The organism is Myxococcus sp. AB056 (assembly GCF_006547365.1).
Classification (GTDB): Bacteria; Myxococcota; Myxococcia; order Myxococcales; family Myxococcaceae; genus Myxococcus; species Myxococcus virescens.
This window is the reverse complement of the sequence record NZ_VHLB01000022.1, coordinates 34,053-52,938: the sequence shown is the minus strand read 5'-3', so window position 1 is coordinate 52,938 and position 18,886 is coordinate 34,053. Positions and strand designations below refer to the sequence as shown.

The 18,886-nt window shown below is 71.3% G+C and carries 3 protein-coding genes; 1 reads left to right on the top strand and 2 read right to left on the bottom strand.

Annotated elements, in window-relative coordinates:
* The first annotated feature begins 14 nt into the window (after positions 1 to 14).
* The gene (locus FMP39_RS12625) at positions 15 to 16,811 is read left to right on the top strand and encodes a non-ribosomal peptide synthetase (protein WP_141590153.1); all 16,797 of its coding nucleotides are present in this window, start codon (positions 15 to 17) and stop codon (positions 16,809 to 16,811) included.
* Here FMP39_RS12625 and FMP39_RS12620 read toward each other — a convergent pair whose 3' ends face one another.
* A complete protein-coding gene (locus tag FMP39_RS12620) occupies positions 16,812 to 17,591 on the bottom strand; it encodes an outer membrane lipoprotein-sorting protein (RefSeq protein ID WP_228557938.1) in 780 nt (259 codons plus the stop codon).
* Positions 17,591 to 18,883 carry an ABC transporter permease gene (locus tag FMP39_RS12615; RefSeq protein ID WP_141590152.1) on the bottom strand — a complete coding sequence of 431 codons (1,293 nt, stop codon included), beginning with the start codon at positions 18,881 to 18,883 and terminating at the stop codon, positions 17,591 to 17,593. Before FMP39_RS12615 ends, FMP39_RS12620 begins: the two co-directional genes overlap by 1 nt.
* Positions 18,884 to 18,886: the final 3 nt, after the last annotated feature.

Below are 18,886 nucleotides of genomic sequence, written 5' to 3'. Positions count from 1 at the left end.
CGGAATCCGACTTCATGACCTCGCGATCCGACTCCGACTCCCTCGCCGCCGCGAAGCGCGAGCAATTGCGCAAGTTGCTGGAGCAGCGCAAGAACCCCGGCACGGGGAGCGCCGCGCCCTCCTCGCCACAGCGGAACGTGGTGGGCCCCTCGCGCCGCCCGGCGGGGACGGCCGACGTGCTGTCGCCCGCGCAGGAGCGCATGTGGTTCCTGCACCAGCTCCGCCCGGACACCGCGACCTACGTCGTGCCGTGGGCCGCGATGCTGGAGTCCCCCGTGGACGCGGACGCGCTCGACGCGGCGCTGCGAGCCCTGCTGTCGCGCCATCCCCTGCTGCGAGCCCGCTTCCCCGCCGAGGGCGGCCGTCCCCAGGTGCGCTACCTGGACCTGCCCGAGCGCGTCCTCGACGTGGAGGATGCGACGGGCGCGAGCGAGGCCTGGCTGTCGCGCAGGCTGCGCGAAGAAGCCTCCCGGCCGTTCGACCTGGAACAGGGGCCGCTGTACCGCTTCCGGCTGCTGAACCTCTCCAGCCAGCGGCAGGTGCTGGTCCTGGTGTTCCACCACCTGGTCACCGACGGCGCGTCCATCAACGTGTTGATGCGCGAGCTGGGTGTGCTTCATGCCGCGCACGCCCGGGGTCAAGTCCCCGCGCTGACGGCGCTCCCGCTGGAGTACGCGGATGCCGCCGCCTGGCAGCACACGCCTGACGCCGCCGCGAATGAACCGGAGCTGATGGCCTTCTGGAAGCGGCAGCTCGAAGGCGCCGTGCAGGGGCTGGAGCTGCCCACCGACAAGCCTCGGCCCGTGCGGCGTTCGGACCGGGGGGCGCTGACGGAGCGCATCGCCCTCCCCTCCTCGCTCACGGGCGCGCTGCGCGCCTTCAGCCGGGAACGGCAGGTGTCGCCGTTCATGACGCTGTACGCGGCCTTCGCGGCGCTGCTGTACCGGTACTCGCGGCAGGACGACTTCTGCGTTGGCACGCCCGTCTCCGGGCGCACGCATCCGTCCCTGGAGGGGCTGGTCGGCCTGTTCGTCAACACGGTGGTGCTGCGCACGCGCGTCACCGCGGCGGATGCCTTCACCGCGCTGCTCGACCAGGTTCGCGCCACCACGCTGGATGCGCTGGGCCACCAGGCCCTTCCCTTCGAGCGGTTGGTGCAGGCCCTGGGCGTGGAGCGGAGCCTCAGCCACTCCCCGCTGTTCCAGGTGATGTTCGACCTGTACCGCGTGGAGCATTCCCTGGCGGGCGCCTTCCCGGAGGCCCGCGACCTCCCCATGGACACGGGCGCGTGCGAGTTCGACCTGCACGTCACGCTCTTCGAGAGCGCGTCCGGCTTCGAGCTGTTCGCCCGCTACAGCACCGACCTCTTCGAGGCCGCCACGGTGCGGCGGATGCTGGGCCACTACCTCCAGCTCCTCACGCATGCGCTGCGCGCGCCGGACACGCGCGTGGATGCGCTGTCGCTGCTGCCTGATGCGGAGCGCGCCCGCGTGCTGGCGGATTCGAACCCGCCGCGCCGGCCCTTCCCGTTGGAAGCCGCCTTCCCCGAGCACTTCTCCGGCCAGGCCGCGCGCACGCCGGACCAGGTGGCCCTGGCGTCCTCCAGCGCTCGGTGGACCTATGCGGAGCTGGAAGCCCACACCAACCGCGCCGCGCGACGGCTGGTGGCCCAGGGTGTCGGGATGGAGTCCGTTGTGGCCGTGCTCGGGCGCCGCAGCGAAGCCACCGTGCGCGCGCTGCTGTCGATTCACAAGGCGGGCGGCGCGTACCTCCCGCTGGACGCACAGCTCCCCGCGGCTCGGCTGGCCCGACTCCTGGAGGAGAGCCGCGCGCCGTTCGTGCTTCCGCTGGGCACGGACGAGGCCTTGCTGTCGGAGGTGCTCGCGGGCGTGCCCGAAGCCCGGCGGCCTCGGGTGCTGTCGCTGGAGGGACTCGAGCCACAGAGCGCGGAGCGGCTTCCGCCGCGTGCCACGCCGGACTCGCTGGCCTACGTCCTCTTCACCTCCGGCTCCACCGGCACGCCCAAGGGCGTCATGGTGGACCACCGCGGCATGCTCAACCACCTGCTGGGCATGCGCGAGGCGCTGGGCCTGGACGGGTATGACGTCGTGGCCCAGATTGCCGCGCTCAGCTTCGACATCTCCATCTGGCAGATGTTGGGCGCGCTGCCCGGTGGCGGCACCACGTACCTCATCGAAGACGACGTGATGAGGGATCCGCCCCGGCTCGCCGACGCGCTGGAGCAGAGCCGCGCCACCGTCATGGAGATGGTGCCCTCCGTCCTCCAGGCCATCCTGGAGGGCGCTCGTCCGGAGCAGGACTTCCCGGACATGCGCTGGGTGGTGCTCGGCGGCGAGCCCGTGCCGCCCGCGCTGTGCCGGACCTGGCTGGAGCGCTGCCCGGGCTGCCGGATGGCGGACGCCTACGGCCCGACGGAGAGCTCGGACGTCGCCAGCCTCCACTTCATCAACGAGGCCCCTGAAGGCAGCTTCACCCCCATTGGCACGCCCAAGGCCAACATGGAGGTGTACGTGCTGGACGACGCCCTCCAGCCTGTTCCGGTCGGCGTCGTGGGCGAGTTGTACCTGGGCGGCCTGGGCGTGGCCCGTGGGTACGTGGGACGCGCGGACCTCACCGCCGAGCGCTTCGTTCCGCACCCTTTCAGCGCCACGCCGGGCGCGCGCCTCTACCGCTCGGGAGACCTGGGGCGCTGGTTGCCGGACGGCGTGCTCCAGTTCGTCTCTCGCGCCGACCTCCAGGTGAAGGTGCGCGGCATGCGCATCGAGTTGGGCGAAGTCGAAGCCGCCCTCGCCTCGCTCCCTGGCGTCCGCTCCGCCGCCGTCACCGTCCAGCGACGCGGGCCCTCCGACTCCTGGCTCGCCGCCTGGGTCGTCCCCGCTTCTCCCGACGCCGACGTCCACTCTCTTCAGGCCGCCCTCGCTCGTCTCCTCCCGGCCTTCATGCTTCCCTCTCGCTGGGTCCTTCGCGCCCAGCTTCCGCTCACCTCCACCGGCAAGCTCGACCGCAAGGCCCTCTCCGCAATTCCTCTCGACGACGCCCCGGCCCTCTCCGAAGGTGGGCCTCCTCGCGGGCCCCTGGAGGAGCTGCTTGCTCAGCTCTTCTGCCAGGTCCTCGGCCTCGAGCGCATCGAGCGGGAGGCCAGCTTCTTCCACCTCGGTGGCCATTCGCTCTCCGCCACCCGGCTGGTGGCCCGCGTCCGCCACGCCCTGGGCGTCCAGCTCCCCCTTTCCTCCCTCTTCACCTCCCCTTCCGTCGCGGGCCTCGCGCTGGAAGTCGCTTCGCTTCAGCGCGACGCCTCCTCGCTTCCGCCTCCGACGCCTTCTGACTCGGCGCCTTCGCTCTCCCAGGCCCAGGAGCGCCTCTGGTTCATCCATCAGCTCCAGCCGGGCTCGGGCGCCTACCACATCCCCCAGGCCGTCGAGCTTCGCGGCACGGTGAGCGCCGACGCGCTGGATGCGGCGGTGCGATGGCTGCTGGAACGCCATCCGGTGCTGCGCACCACCGTGGTGTCACAGCAGGGACAGGCGCGCGTCGAGGTATCCTCCATTCCCGCGCGTGTGCTTCAAGTGGAAGCCCTGCGCGCGGCCCCCGAGGCCCTGGAGCTTCGGCTTCAGCAGGAGTCGTGGCGGCCCTTCTCTCTTGAGCAGGGACCGCTGTACCGCTTTCTGCTGCTCGACGTAGGAGAGGACCGGCACGTGCTGCTGGCCGTGTTCCATCACCTGGTGGTGGACGGCCTCTCGCTGGACATCCTGCTGCGCGAACTGGGCGAGGCGTATGCCGCCTTCCAGCAGGGTCATGCGCCCACGCTGGCCCCGGTGGTGCTGCACTACGCGGACGTGGCCAGTTGGCAGCGCTCCGAGCCTGTCCATGCGCGCGACACGGCCCAGCTCGACTACTGGAAGCAGCGGCTCTCCGGCACGCCGGAGCTGCTCCAGCTGCCCACCGACAAGCCGCGCCCCGCCGTCCTCACGCACCAGGGCGCCTCCACGGGGACCCAGGCACTGCCTGCCGCGCTGACGGACACCGTGCAGCGCGCCTGCCGTGAACACGAAGCCACGCCGTTCATGGTGCTGTACGCCGCGTTCGCCGCGCTGCTGTACCGCTACTCCCAGCAGGATGACTTCTGCGTCGGCACGCCCGTCTCCGGCCGCACCCACCCTTCACTCGAAGGTGTCGTGGGTCTGCTCGCCAACACCGTGCCTCTGCGCACCCAGGTGGATGCGTCCACCTCCTTCGCTTCGCTCCTTGCCCAGGTCCGCACCACCACGCTCGATGCGCTCTCGCATCAGGACGTGCCCTTCGAGCAACTGGTCCATGCGCTCGGCGTGGAGCGCAGCCTCAGTCATGCGCCCCTGTACCAGGTGATGTTCGACCTGCACCGGGTGCAGGGTTCGCTCGCGGATGCATTCGCGGGGCTGGATGCGCGCCCGGTTCCCGTCGACATTCGCGCCAGCCCGTTCGACCTCGCGTTGAGCGTCATCGAGCAGGCAGGGAGCTTCGAGCTCTTCCTCCGCTACAGCGGCGAGCTGTTCGAGCCGGAGACCGCTCGACGGATGATGGAGCACTATCAGCGTCTGCTCACCCAGGCGCTGGCCGAACCGCATCTGCCGCTGTCGCGGCTGTCCTTGCTGTCGTCCGACGAGCAGGCGCTGGTGCTTCGCCACGCCCGTCCCGCGCCGCTGGCTTTCGACCTGGACACCTGCCTGCCTGAGCGCATCAGCGCCCATGCACGCAACACGCCCGAACGGCTGGCGCTTGCCTCCGCCGACGCGCAGTGGACCTACGCGCAACTGGAGGCCCTGAGTCTTCGCGCCGCGCGCACGCTGCGCGCCCAGGGCGTTGGGCACGAGTCCGTGGTGGCCGTCCTCGGCCGCCGCTCCGAGGCCACCGTTCGCGCTCTGCTGTCGCTGCACAAGGCCGGCGCCGCCTACCTCCCGCTGGACGCGCAACTGCCCGCGGCGCGCCTCGCACGGCTGCTGCTGGAGAGCCGCGCGCCCTTCGTCCTTCCCCTGGGCCCCGTCGAGGCGCTGCTCACCGAGGTGCTCGCGGAGATACCGCCCGAGCATCGGCCGCGCGTGCTGACGCTCCAGAACCTGGACGCCGAGTCTGACGCGCCGTTGCCTTCCTTCACGACGCCGGACTCGCTGGCCTACGTCCTCTTCACCTCCGGATCCACTGGCACGCCCAAGGGCGTCATGGTGGACCACCGCGGCATGCTCAACCACCTGCTGGGCATGCAGCACTCGCTGCAACTTGGCGCGTCCGACGTGCTCGCGCAGACGGCGCCGCTCTCCTTTGACATCTCCATCTGGCAGATGTTGGGAGCGCTGGCCGCCGGAGGGACGACCTACGTCGTGGATGACGACGTGGTGCGTGAGCCCGCCCGGCTCATCGCGGCCTTGCAGCAAGCGGGGGCCACCACCGTGGAGCTGGTGCCCTCGCTGCTCCAGGCCCTGCTGGAGGAGCCTGGAGAGGCGCCGCTGCCCGCCCTTCGCCAGATGCTCACCATTGGCGAAGCCCTTCCGCCTTCGACCTGCCGTGCGTGGTTCGAGCGCCACCCCGGCCTGCCACTGGTCAACGCCTACGGCCCCGCCGAGTGTGCGGACACCGCCACCCTCTGGCGCATGCACGCACCGCCCGCGAGCGCCAGCACGCCCATCGGCACGCCCAAGGCCAACATGGAGGTGTACGTCCTGGACGACGCGCTCCAGCCGCTGCCTCCGGGTGTTCCGGGTGAGCTCTACATCGGCGGAACGGGCGTCGGTCGCGGCTACGTGGGACGCGCGGACCTCACCGCCGAGCGCTTCATCCCGCATCCCTTCAGCACCATGCCGGGCGCCCGCCTCTACCGGACGGGAGACCGGGGCCGCTGGAATGCCGACGGAACACTGGGCTTCCTGGGTCGCGTCGACTTCCAGGTGAAGGTGCGCGGCATGCGCATCGAGTTGGGCGAAGTCGAAGCCGCCCTCGCCTCGCTCCCTGGCGTCCGCTCCGCCGCCGTCACCGTCCAGCGACGCGGGCCCTCCGACTCCTGGCTCGCCGCCTGGGTCGTCCCCGCTTCTCCCGACGCCGACGTCCACTCCCTTCAGGCCGCCCTCGCTCGTCTCCTCCCGGCCTTCATGCTTCCCTCTCGCTGGGTCCTTCGCGCCCAGCTTCCGCTCACCTCCACCGGAAAGCTCGACCGCAAGGCCCTCTCCGCGATTCCTCTCGACGACGCCCCGGCCCTCTCCGAAGGTGGGCCTCCTCGCGGGCCCCTGGAGGAGCTGCTTGCTCAGCTCTTCTGCCAGGTCCTCGGCCTCGAGCGCATCGAGCGGGAGGCCAGCTTCTTCCACCTCGGTGGCCATTCGCTCTCCGCCACCCGGCTGGTGGCCCGCGTCCGCCACGCCCTGGGCGTTCAGCTCCCCCTCTCCTCCCTCTTCACCTCCCCTTCCGTCGCGGGCCTCGCGCTGGAAGTCGCTTCGCTTCAGCGCGACGCCTCCTCGCTTCCTCCTCCGACGCCTTCTGACTCGGCTCCTTCGCTCTCCCAGGCCCAGGAGCGCCTCTGGTTCATCCATCAGCTCCAGCCGGACTCCAGAGCGCATGTCGTCGGACAGGCCGCGGAGTGGACGGGCTCGGTGGACGTGGCCGCGCTGGATGCGGCGGCGCGGTGGCTGCTGGAGCGCCATCCGGTGCTGCGCACCACCGTGTCCTCACGACAGGGTCAGCCGCAGGCGAGCGTGTCCCCGGTCCCCGCCAGCGTGCTCCAGGTGGAGCCCCTGGCACCGGGTGCGGATGCCCAGGCCCGTCAGGCGCGGCGCCTGACGGAAGAAGGCAATCGGCCGTTCGATGTGGAGCACGGTCCGCTGTATCGATTCCTGCTGCTCGAAGCCGAGCAAGCGCGGCATGTGCTGGTCGTCGTGTTCCACCATCTGGTCAGCGACGCGCTGTCCGCGGGCCTGCTCATGCGCGAACTGGGCGAGGCGTATGCCGCCTTCCAGCAGGGCCATGCGCCCACGCTGGCCCCGGTCGCGCTGCACTACGCGGACGTAGCCAGTTGGCAGCGCTCCGAGCCTGTCCGCGCTCGCGACACGGCTCAGCTCGACTACTGGAAGCAGCGGCTCTCCGATGCGCCGGAGCTGCTTCAGCTCCCCACCGACAAGCCGCGCCCCGCAGTCCTCACGCAGCGGGGCGACAACACCGGCTACCACCCGCTGCCACCGTCTCTCTCCGAGAGCCTGCGAGCGTTGTGCCGGCAACAGCAGGTCACGCCGTTCATGGTGCTGTACGCCGCGTTCGCCGCGCTGCTGTACCGCTACTCCCAGCAGGACGACTTCTGCGTCGGCACGCCTGTCTCCGGCCGCACCCATCCTTCACTCGAAGGCGTCGTGGGTCTGCTCGCCAACACCGTGCCTCTGCGCACGCAGGTGGACGCGTCCACCTCCTTCGCCTCGCTCCTTGCCCAGGTCCGCGCCACCACGCTGGACGCGCTCTCTCATCAGGACGTGCCCTTCGAGCAACTGGTGCGCGCCGTGGGCGTGGAGCGCAGCCCGGGACACGCGCCGCTCGTGCAGGTGATGTTCGACCTGCACCGCACCGAGCTGTCCGCCGCCAGTGGCTTCCATGCCCTGGGTGCACGGCGCGTCCCCATCGAAACGTGGACGTGCGAGGTCGACCTCTTCCTCACCGCCATCGAGGTGGGCGAGGGCTTCGAGGTCTACTTCCAGTACAGCACCGACCTGTTCGAGCCCGGCACCGTGGAGCGACTGCGCAACCACTACGTGCAGCTCCTGGCCCACGCGGTGACCGCGCCTCGCACGTCCGTGGGTGAGTTGTCCCTGCTCTCCGCCACCGAACGCGAGCAGGTGCTCCAAGGCTTCAACGCCACCGAGCGCCCCTTCGACTCGGAGGGGACCATCGTGTCCCTCATCGAGGCCCAGGTGGCTCGCACGCCAGACGCGCCAGCAGTAGTGGCGCCGGAAGGTACGCTCACGTTCCGGGAGCTGCACACCCGGGCATCGAGGCTCGCGGCACACCTGACCGCCGAGGGCGCGGGACCCGAAGCCGTGGTGGGCCTGTGCCTGGAGCGCTCGCTGGACGCAGTGGTGTCCCTGGTCGCCATCTTCATCAGTGGCGCGGGCTGCCTCCCCCTGGAAGCGTCGCATCCAGCGGCTCGCCGCGCGGCGCTGCTGCGCCAGGCCCGTGCACGGCTCGTTGTCAGCCGCCCGGGACTCTTCGCGGGCGTGGAGCCTGGGGTTCCCCTCGTATCGCCCGACGTGCGTGGAGACGTGGTGGCCGTCCCCCGCCCCCCGCGCGCCGAGCACCTCGCCTATCTGCTCTATACGTCCGGCTCCACAGGCGAGCCCAAGGGCGTGGAGCTCACCCACCGCAACGTCGTCCACTGCTTCGCGGCGTTCGACACGTACTACGCCACACAGCCGGGAGATTGCTGGGCGTCGTCGGGAAGCCTGTCCTTCGACATCCACCTGGAGGAGCTGCTCTTCAGCATCACCCGTGGCGCGCGCACCGTGTTGCGCGAAGTGGGCCCCCTGGGCCTGGGCCGCGACATCCTCGGCCACGGCATCACCCACGTCGTCATCACGCCGTCCTCGCTGGCCACGGCGCTGGAGGAGCCCGGTGCGGCGGAGGCGTTCCGCTCGCTCAAGGTGCTCGTGACTGGCGGCGAGGTGCTGCCAGACCCGTTGGTGCGGCAGCTCGCGCTCACCGACACGCGGCTGGTCAACACCTATGGCCCCACGGAGACGAGCATCAACGTCGCGGCGGAAATCACGCTGCCCGACCGTCCCGTGCGCCTGGGCCGTCCGCTGGACCGGTGCCGGCTGTATGTCCTGGATGCGAACGGCGCCCCGGTGCCGCCGGGAGTCCCCGGCGAGCTCTACATCGGCGGTACCTGCCTGGGCCGTGGCTACCGCGACCGGCCGGACCTCACCGCCGAGCGCTTCATCCCAGACGCCTTCTCCGGCAGGGAGGGTGGCCGCCTGTACCGCACGGGTGACCGGGTGCGGTGGAACGGTGATGGCTCGCTCGGCTTCCTGGGCCGCACCGACTTCCAGGTGAAGGTGCGCGGCGTCCGCGTGGAGCTGGAGGAAGTGGAGGCCGCCCTCCTGCGCCAGCCCGGTGTGAGGCAGGCATCGGTGGTGGTGCGCGGCACTCAGCGAGATGCACGCCTGGAGGCGTTCCTCGTTCTGGAAGGCACGGCTGCCGGCGTCGAGTCCCGGCTCCGCGAAGGACTGTCGCGCGCGCTGCCCGAGGCGCTGGTGCCCTCACGCTTCACGGTGCTGACCGCCCTGCCGATGACGACCAGTGGCAAGGTGGACCGCAAGGCACTGGCGGCCCTGCCCATCCCGGACATCGAGCCGGAGGCCGCGCCCGAAGCGCGTCCCCGTGGCGCCGTCGAGGAGCTGCTCGCCCTGCTGTTCTGCCAGGTGCTGGGCCTGCCGCAGGTGCGGCGCGAGGACGACTTCTTCCACATCGGAGGTCACTCGCTGGCCGCCACGCGGCTGGTGGCGCGAGTGCGACAGGCGTTCGACGTGGAGTTCCCACTCCAGGCGTTCTTCACCGAGCCCACCGTCGCGGGCCTCGCGCGCGAGTTGGAGACGCGGCGTGACGGCGCGGCCCCGCTCCCCGCGCCCGTGCCGCGTCCAGCGGACGCCGCGTTGGTCCTCTCTCCCACGCAGGAGCGGCTGTGGTTCGTGCAGCAGCTCCATCCGGGCACCAGCGCCTATCACCTCGCGGAGGCGGTGGAGCTGGACGGTCCTCTGGACGCGGCGGCGATGGAAGACGCCTTGCGCTGGCTGGTGACGAGGCATCCGGTGCTGCGGCTCGCCGTTCCGGCGCGCGACGGCCTTCCGACGCCCGTGCTGTGCCCCGTGCCTCCGCGCGTCCTGGAGGTGGAAGAAGCGCCGTCCGCGGCGCAGTGGGCCCGGGACGCGGTTCACGCATCCTTCGACCTGGCGCGCGGCCCGCTCTATCGTTTCCGGCTGCTGCGCACGGCGCCGGAGCAGCACGTCCTGCTGCTCGCCTTCCATCACCTCGTGGTGGACGGGCTGTCGCTGGACGTCCTGGTGCGCGAGCTGGGCGAAGCCTACGCGGCGTTCCATCAACGCCGCACGCCCACGCTGCCGACGCCCCGGCTGGAGCATGCGGACATCGCCGCGTGGCTGCGCACCCCTCCTGCCCGGGAACGGGACGAGGCCCAGCTCACCTACTGGAAGCAGAAGCTCGAAGGCGTGCCCGGCCTGCTGCGGCTCACCCCGGACAAGCCTCGGCCCGCATCGCCACTGCTCACCGGCGCCATCACCCAGGGCCACGCCCTGTCCGCCGACACGGTGCGCGCGCTCCAGTCCTTCTGCCGCGAGCACCAGGCAACGCCGTACATGGTGCTGCTGTCCGCGTTCTCGGCGCTGCTCCACCGCTACTCCGGCCAGGAGGACTTCTGCGTCGGCACGCCTGTCTCCGGGCGCACGCATCCAGCGCTGGAGGGTGTGGTCGGGCTGATGCTCAACACCGTGGCGCTGCGCACGCCCGTGGCGCCGGATGCGTCCTTCACCTCGCTGGTGGCCGGCGTGCGCGCCACCACGCTGGAAGCGCTGGCGCACCAGGACGTCCCGCTGGACCGGGTCGTCCAGGCGTTGGGCGTGGAGCGCTCCGCCGGGCACTCGCCGCTGTTCCAGGTGATGTTCGACCTGGTGCGCGCGGACCGCACGCTGGCGGACGCCTTCCCGAACCTGCGCGCCCGGCCGCTCCAGCCGGAGCTGCTCACCAGTCCGTTCGACCTGTCGCTGTGGGTCGCTGAATCCCCCACCGGCTACACCCTGGCGCTGCGCTACGGCACCGAGCTGTTCGAGCCCACCACCGCACAGCGGCTCATCGGACATTACGTCCGGTTGCTCCAGCACGCGCTGGAAGCGCCGGACACCGCGGTGTCCGCGCTGGAGCTGCTGCCCTCGAGTGAGCGAGAACACCTGCTCCGGACGTGGAACGACACTGGCGCGGACTTCCCGCGCGAGCACACCGTCCACGCGCTGTTCGAGGCCCAGGCCGCGCGCGCGCCGGATGCCCCCGCCGTCCTGCACGACGGGGACGTGATGACCTACGGCCAGCTGGATGCACGTGCCAACCAGCTCGCGCGGTACCTGCGACGGATGGGCGTCCGAAGCCAGACGCTGGTGGGCCTGTGCCTCCGCCGTTCCGTGGACATGGTCGTAGCGGTGCTCGGCGTGCTGAAGGCGGGAGGCGCCTATGTTCCGATGGATGCGTCCCAGCCTCCCGCCCGGCTGAGCTTCCTGCTGGAGGACACCGGCGCGCCCGTGCTCGTCACCGAGGACGCGGTGGCGGACACGCTGCCCGTCTCGCAGGCACTCATGCTGTGCCTGGACTCCGAATGGGAACACACCGCCGGGCGTGAGTCGGACGCGCCGCTCGAATCCGTCGCTTCAGCGGAGGACCTCGCCTACCTCATCTACACCTCCGGCAGCACCGGGCGCCCCAAGGGCGTCATGGTGGAGCACCGGGGCGTGGTGAACTACCTGCACTGGGCCCGGAAGGCGTATGCCGTCGACGACGGCGCGGGCGCCCCCGTTCATTCCTCACTGGCCTTCGACCTCACTGTCACCAGCCTGCTGCTGCCGCTCACCGCGGGCAGGCCCGTGACGCTCGTTCCGGAAGAGGACGGCGTGGAAGGCCTGGCCACCGCGCTCCGCACGAGCGCGGACTTCAGCCTGGTGAAGCTGACGCCTGCCCACTTGCAGATGCTGGCCGCGCAGCTTCCGCCCGAGGCGCGCGCGGGCCATACCCGCGCCTTCGTCATCGGTGGCGAGGCGCTCACCTCCGCCACCGTGGAGCCCTGGCGGCAGCACGCACCGGGCACGCGGCTCATCAACGAGTACGGCCCCACGGAGACGGTGGTGGGCTGCTGCGTCCACACCGTGGAGGCAGACACGCCGGTGGAAGGCGCGGTGCCCATTGGCCGTCCCATCGCCAACACGCAACTCTATGTCCTGGACGCCGCCCTCCGGCCGGTGCCGGCGGGTGTCCCTGGCGAGCTCTACATCGGAGGTGAAGGCGTCGCGCGTGGGTATTGGCGCCGGCCTGAGCTCACCGCCGAGCGCTTCGTGCCGGACCCGTTCTCCTCCGTTCCGGGCGCGCGGATGTACCGCACCGGCGACCGGGTGCGGCTGCGGCCGTCGGACGTGCTGGAGTACCTGGGCCGCGTGGACTTCCAGGTGAAGGTGCGTGGCCACCGCGTGGAGCCGGGCGAGGTGGAAGCCGCGCTCATCGAGCTGCCGGGTGTCGCTGCCGCGGTGGTGGTCCTCCGTGAGGACGGCACCACGGGCCCCCGGCTGGTGGGCTACGTCACCGGCCACGACGCGGTGCCAGAGACGGAGCCCCTGCGCGCATCACTGGCACAGCGGCTGCCCGCACACATGGTGCCCTCCGCGCTCGTCGCGCTGGCTCGGCTTCCGCTGACGGCCAATGGCAAGGTGGACCGGGAAGCACTGCCCGCGCCGGAAGCCCCCGCGGCTTCGGACGAGGACTTCGTTTCGCCGTCCACGCCCACCGAGCACGCCCTGGCTCAGCTCTGGGAGGAGCTGCTGGGCGTGCAGCGCGTGGGTGCCCGGGACGACTTCTTCGAACTCGGAGGCCACTCGCTGTTGTCCGTCCAGCTCGCTTCGCGTGTCCGGGAGCGGTTGGGCGTCGAGCTGCCCGTGGCCACGCTGTTCGCCACGCCCACGCTGGCGGCGCTCGCGGCCCGTATCGATGCGTCCCCCAAGGTCTCGGAGCGTGTGGAGTCCATGCCCCAGGCACGGCCGGAGCGCATCCCCGCGTCGCTGGTGCAGGAGCGCCTCTGGTACGCGATGCAGCTCCCGGAGGCGCCGCCCTTCGTCGTCGTCGCTGCGCTGGTGCTCGACGGCGCGCTGGACGTCGCGTGTCTGGAGACCGCCCTGGAGGCCGTGCTGGAGCGCAACGCCACGCTGCGCACCACCTTCCGACTGGAGCACGGAGCCGTCTTCACCCAGGAGCATCCCGTCACCCGGCCGGTGCTCGTCCAGACAGACCTGTCCCACCTGTCCGCCGCCGAGGCCCTGGACGCCGCGCGCGCCATCGCCACCCGGCATGACCGCGAGCCCTTCGCCGTGGACCAGGGCCCGCTGTACCGCTTCGAGCTGGCACGGCTGGACGCCAGTCGCACGCGCCATGTGCTCGTCGCGTCCATGAGCCATCTGGTCAACGACGGCATCGGAATGGGGGCCTTCCTGGAGGAGCTCGCCCAGGCCTGGGCCGGAGCCACGCCGCTGCTGCCTCCGACGGCGCGGACGTATGCGGACTTCGCGCTCTGGCAGCGGAGCCCCGCGCACCTGCTCGAGGTGGACGCCGCCGTGGCCTCCTGGAAGACCGCGCTGGCGCACGCGCCGTCCGTCCTCGATCTGCCGCTGGACTTCCCTCGCCGCGCGCCCGCGCTGAACGCGAACATGCGGCCGGAGCCCCTGTCCCTCGACTCCGAGGCGATGTCGGCGCTCCACGCGCTGGCCCGGCGCGAGGGCGTGTCTCCCTTCACCGCGGTGCTCGCGTTGATGCAACTGTGGCTGCACCGCCTCAGCTCGCAGCCGCACGTCGTCGTCGCGTCACCCTTCTCGGGCCGCGTGATACCGGGCGCCGAGCGGCAGGTGGGCTACTTCGCCAACGTGCTGCCGCTGTGCACCGAGGTGGCGGGCACGCCGTCCTTCCGCGCGCTCCTGCGCCGCGCCTGGGACGTGGTGGGGCACGCCACGGCGAACCAGGAGGTCCCCTTCAAGCGCATCGCGGACGCGGTGCAGCCGGATGCGCCTCGCACCGCGCCGCCGCTGGCCCAGGCCCTGCTGCTGCTGGACAGCCCCGCGTCCCTGTCCTTCAACGGACTGGGTACCACGTACCTGGACGGCGAGAGCATCTTCCCCGCCTACGACGTGGTGCTGCACCTCATCGAACGGCCCGAGGGCGGGACGCTGGGCTTCCTCGCCACCGACAGCGCCCTCTTCACCTCCGCCACGGCACAGCGCATGGCCCGCGCCTTCGAGCAACTGCTCACCGAGGCCGTTCGCGCACCGGACGCGCCTCTTGCCCGGCTGCCCCTGCTGTCCTCGCAGCAGCGCGCGCAGGTGCTGGCCACGTTGGATGGTGGCCCGCAGGACATTCCAGAGGGCGCCTGCATCCACACGCTCTTCGAGGCGCAGGTGCGCCGCTCGCCACAGGCCCCCGCCGTGGCCCATGGCGATTCGACGTGGAGCTACGCGGAGCTCAACGCCCGCGCCAACGCGCTGGCCGCGCGCCTGCTCTCCCGGGGCATGCAGCCCGAAGAGCGCGTGGGCGTGGTGATGGAGCCCTCCAACCAGGGCATGGCCGCGCTGCTGGGCATCCTCAAGGCGGGCGGCGCCTACGTCCCGCTGGACGCGGGGTGGCCGGAGCCTCGCAAGCGCTCGGTGCTGACGCGCTCAGGGGTGAAGCGGCTGTGGGTGGATGCGGAAGCGCTGGAGGCACACGCGGGCCTGGTGCCCGACGTGGAGGTGCCGCCCCAGCCCGCGCACATCGCCGAGGACCTGGAGCCCGGACCCCGGCACGTCTCGGCCTCGCAAGTGGCGTACATCGTCTTCACGTCCGGCTCCACCGGCGAGCCCAAGGGCGTCATGGTGGAGCACCGCAGCGTGGTGAACCACAACGTCGCCCTGGCCGCGCGCTTCGGCTTGCGCCCGGGCGACAGGATGCTCCAGTTCGCGCCGCTCAGCTTCGACGCGGCGGCGGAGGACCTCTACCCGCCGCTCGTGGTGGGCGCCACGGTGGTGATGCGCAGCGGACTGGTGCCCGCGCACGTCATGACGCCGTACCTGGAGGAGACGGACATCACCCTCATCAGCCTGCCCCCCACGTACATCGAGGAGTGGATTCGCCAGATGGAGTCCCACGGCCAGCGAGTGCCCTCGCGGCTGCGCCTGCTGGCGCCCGGTGGCGACGTGCTCAAGCGCGAGACGTATGAAGCCTGGGTGCGCGTGGGCGGTGGCCATGCACCGTGGCTCAACGTCTACGGCCCCACCGAGTGCACGATTACCTCCGCCACCTGTGACATCCCGGGCGCCGAGGGACTGGGCACCGACGCCACCTTCCCCATCGGCCGGCCCATCTCTCGCGTGCGCATCCACCTGCTCGACGAGCACCTGGAGCCGGTGCTGCCAGGGCTGCCAGGGCGCGTGTACATCGGCGGCGCAGCGCCGGCTCGGGGCTACCTGGGCGCTCCGGACATGACGGCCGAGCGCTTCATCCCCGACCCCTTCGCCACCGAGCCCGGCGCGCGCATGTACCACACGGGTGACCTGGCCCGGATGCTGCCGGACGGGCGGCTGCGCTTCCTCGGCCGCGCGGACCATCAAATCAAGATTCGAGGCTTCCGCGTCGAGCTGGCCGAAATCGAGGCCTGCTTGCGCCAGTTCCCAGGCGTCGAGGAAGCCGTGGTGCTGGCGCGCGCCGGCGGCTCCGGACAGACGCAGCTCCAGGCGTACCTCCAGGCGCCGCCCAAGGACGTGCGCGCGGACGCGCTGCGTGAGCACGTCGCGGCGCGGCTGCCGTCGTACATGGTGCCCGCGGCCCTCGTCGTCCTGGAGGCGCTGCCCATCAACGCCAACGGCAAGGTGGACCGGCAGGCGCTGCCGGACCTGTCCGCGCAGCCCGCCGTGGCGCCCGTGCAGGAGACTCCGGGAGAGCACCTGGAGACGCCCTTCCGCACCACGCTGGAGATGGCGATGGAGCGGCTGTGGCGCGAGGTGCTGGGACGCACGGACGTCAGCGCGGGTGATGACTTCTTCCAGGTGGGCGGCGACTCCATCCTCGCGATGCGGCTGCTGAGCCGGCTGGAGGAGGAGCTGGGCGTGCCCGTCCCCCTGGCCACGCTCTTCCAGTACCCGGTGTTCCGTGAGACGGCCGATGCCGTGCACGAGCTGCTGGCCGAGGGCCCTCCGCGCTCCAGCGTGGTGTCCCTGTCCGGCAAGCAGACGCCGAAGTCCGCGCCGCCCTTCTTCGTGTTCCACCCCGCCGACGGCGAGCTGCACTACTACCGGAACCTCACCCCGCTGCTGGAGCCCGGCCTGCGATGCTACGGCGTCCAGGCCCCCGAGACGCAGTCGAAGCACGGCCACGCCACCTTCGACGCGCGCATCGAGGCTTACGTGCGGGACATCCAAGCGGTGCAGCCACACGGCCCCTACCGCTTCGCGGGCTACTCGTTCGGCGGCTACCCGGCGCTGGGCGTCGCGGCGGCGCTGGAGGCGCAGGGCGAAACCGTGGAGCTGCTGGCCCTGGTGGATGCCCTGCCCGCGGTGGAAGGGCCTCAGGGCTCGGCGGAGGACCCGGTGCGCTCCATGGCGGAGGAGTTCGGCGTCCTGGACGCCGCGCTGGAGGCGGAGCTGGCCCCGCTGGACGACGCCGCGCGCTGGGAGCGGGTGACGGCGCTGGGCCGTGAGCTGGGCATGCTGGCCCCCCACTCGCGCGCCGCCGACCTGCGCCGCATCTGGCACGTGCTGGGCGAGGTGCTGGTGCCGCAGGTGGTGGGCTGGAAGGTGCCGTCCGTGCGCGCCCGGGTGCAGCTCTTCACGAGCGCGCCGTCACGGGCCCTGCACGGGGACACACTGGGCTGGGAGCGGCACCTGACGCGCGAGCAGCTCGACGTGGTGCCGCTGGCCAGCTCCCACTTCGGCACGCTCCAGCAGCCCTGTGTCCAGGAGCTGGCGAACCACCTCCTGGAGGTGCTGAAGCGGCAGGGAGGCTAATCAGCGCAGGCGGCTCTCCAGCCACGCCTTGGTGAAGATGTTGGCGTCCAGCGGCGCCAACACCACCTCGTCGTAGCGGACCACCATCTGCGTGCCTTCCTGCTCCTCCGTCTCCAGCACTTCCTTGTAGTGGAGGACATGCTTGCCGGAGAGCGGGTCCTTGATGCGCTGGTAGCTGCGCACGATGTCGGTGCGCAGCGTGCGGCCGGACGCGGTGTAGCCCACCTTCTTGACGATGTTGTTCTGCGGGTCCACCCAGATGCGCATCAGCGGGAACGTCACCTGGTCGTTCTTCGCCGTCAGCAGCAGCTTGCGGTACGCCACGCCGTTGACGGTGTCGTCGCCCTCGTCCTTGCCGGCGTAGTCCTCGGCCAGTCGCGAGCGGTCGAAGTCCGCCTCGCAAGTGAAGGTGTTGAGCAGGTTGGTGCGCTGGGTGTTGCGCCGCCACGAGCCCGTCGTCGCCTCGTAGTCCCACAGGTTGCGGCCAATGCGCAGCGTCCCCATGCCCGCGAGGTGCCGCGGCTTGGTGGAGAGGAAGAGCAAGTCGTTGTCGGCCTCGCGCCGGTAGACGTGGACCTCCATGGCCCGCTTGGCGCCGTCCTTGCGCGTCTCATAGAGGCGGATGACGCCCTTGTAGTCGCTGGTGAAGGACATCTTCTCGTCGATGTGGCGCAGCAGGGCATCGGGCGCCAGCTTGGGCTGGGCCTCCGCGAGCGCCACCGCCGGAAGCAGCAGGGTCCAGCCGAGCAACAGGACGGACAGCGGGCGTCGTGCGTTCATCACAAGGACTCCATGGCGGAACGAGGAGGAAGCGAAGCGGCCCGGAAAGCCGGGACGATGGAAGCCAGGCCCGCGCCCAGCGTCACCAGGAACACCGCGGTCACCACGTGCCCCAGGGTGGGCGCCAGCGGCAGCGTGCCGCTGAAGAACAAGGTGGAGAGCGCGTCCGGCACTGGCAGCACGTCGCGCAGGAGCACACCCAGACCCGCCGCCATGCCAGCGCCCACGAGCGAGGCCGCCCACCCCACCAGCAGCCCCTCCAGCATGAAGGCGGCCACCAGCGAGCGGCGCTGCATGCCCATGGCTCGCAGCGTTCCAATCTCCCGCGTGCGCTCGCGGACCGACACGTTGAGCGAGACGAAGAGCCCCACCACCACCACGCCGAACACCACCGCGCCGACCAGCACCAGCAGCAGCCCCAGGCCCTGGCCCACGAAGTCGAGGAAGGCCGCCTCGTCCTCCCAGGTGCTCACGTCCAGCTTCTGGCCCGCCCAGCCCTCGCGCAGCAGCGGCCCCAGCTTGTCGCCGTAGGCCTCGTGCGCGGGCGGCAGCACCTCGTAGCCGGCCTTCTGGAGCGCGCCACGCAGCGTCCCCGCCAGGGGCTCCAGCTCCGTGCCGTCGCCGCAGAGGAGCTGAATCACGCTGGCCGAGTCCGGACGGAAGCCATACAGCTCACGCAGCATCGTGTTGGACACCAGCAACCCCGCGGACTCGCCCAGGACACCCGCGCGCTCCAGCAGGGCCACCACCTCCACGTCCACCGCGTTGCGCTTGCCGCCCGGCATCTGCACGAAGAGCGTGGCCAGCTCGCCCACCTCCACCTGGAGCCGCTCCGCCAGCGACGTGGACAGCGCCACCGTGCGTGGCTGCGCGAGGGCTTCCAGCGAACCGGTGCGCACCCGGAAGCCCGCGTTGCCCTCGGCCGCGACGTCCAGGCTCATCAGGTACGAGCGCACCCGGTGCCGCCCAGCGCCCGCGGTGGCCGAGCCCCGGCCCCGCTCGCGCACCTGGCACTCCGCGGGCACGTGCGGCTGGAGAACGGAGCGGACCCGCGAGGTGTCACCCACCACGGGGAAGATGGAGTCGGGATGCTCCTTGAAGTAGCCCCCGACGTTGAGGTCGCCCGCGAGGAAGGTCCGTACCGCCTCGCGCTGCGCCCGGGCGACGCCCGCGCTCACGGACATCACGCCCACCAGCACGGCGCTGGCGCCCGCGAGCACGATGAGCAGCAACAGCCCCCGCTCGCGGTGGGCCAGGAGGTTTCGGAAGGCAATCTGGAGGAGTGCGCGCATCGG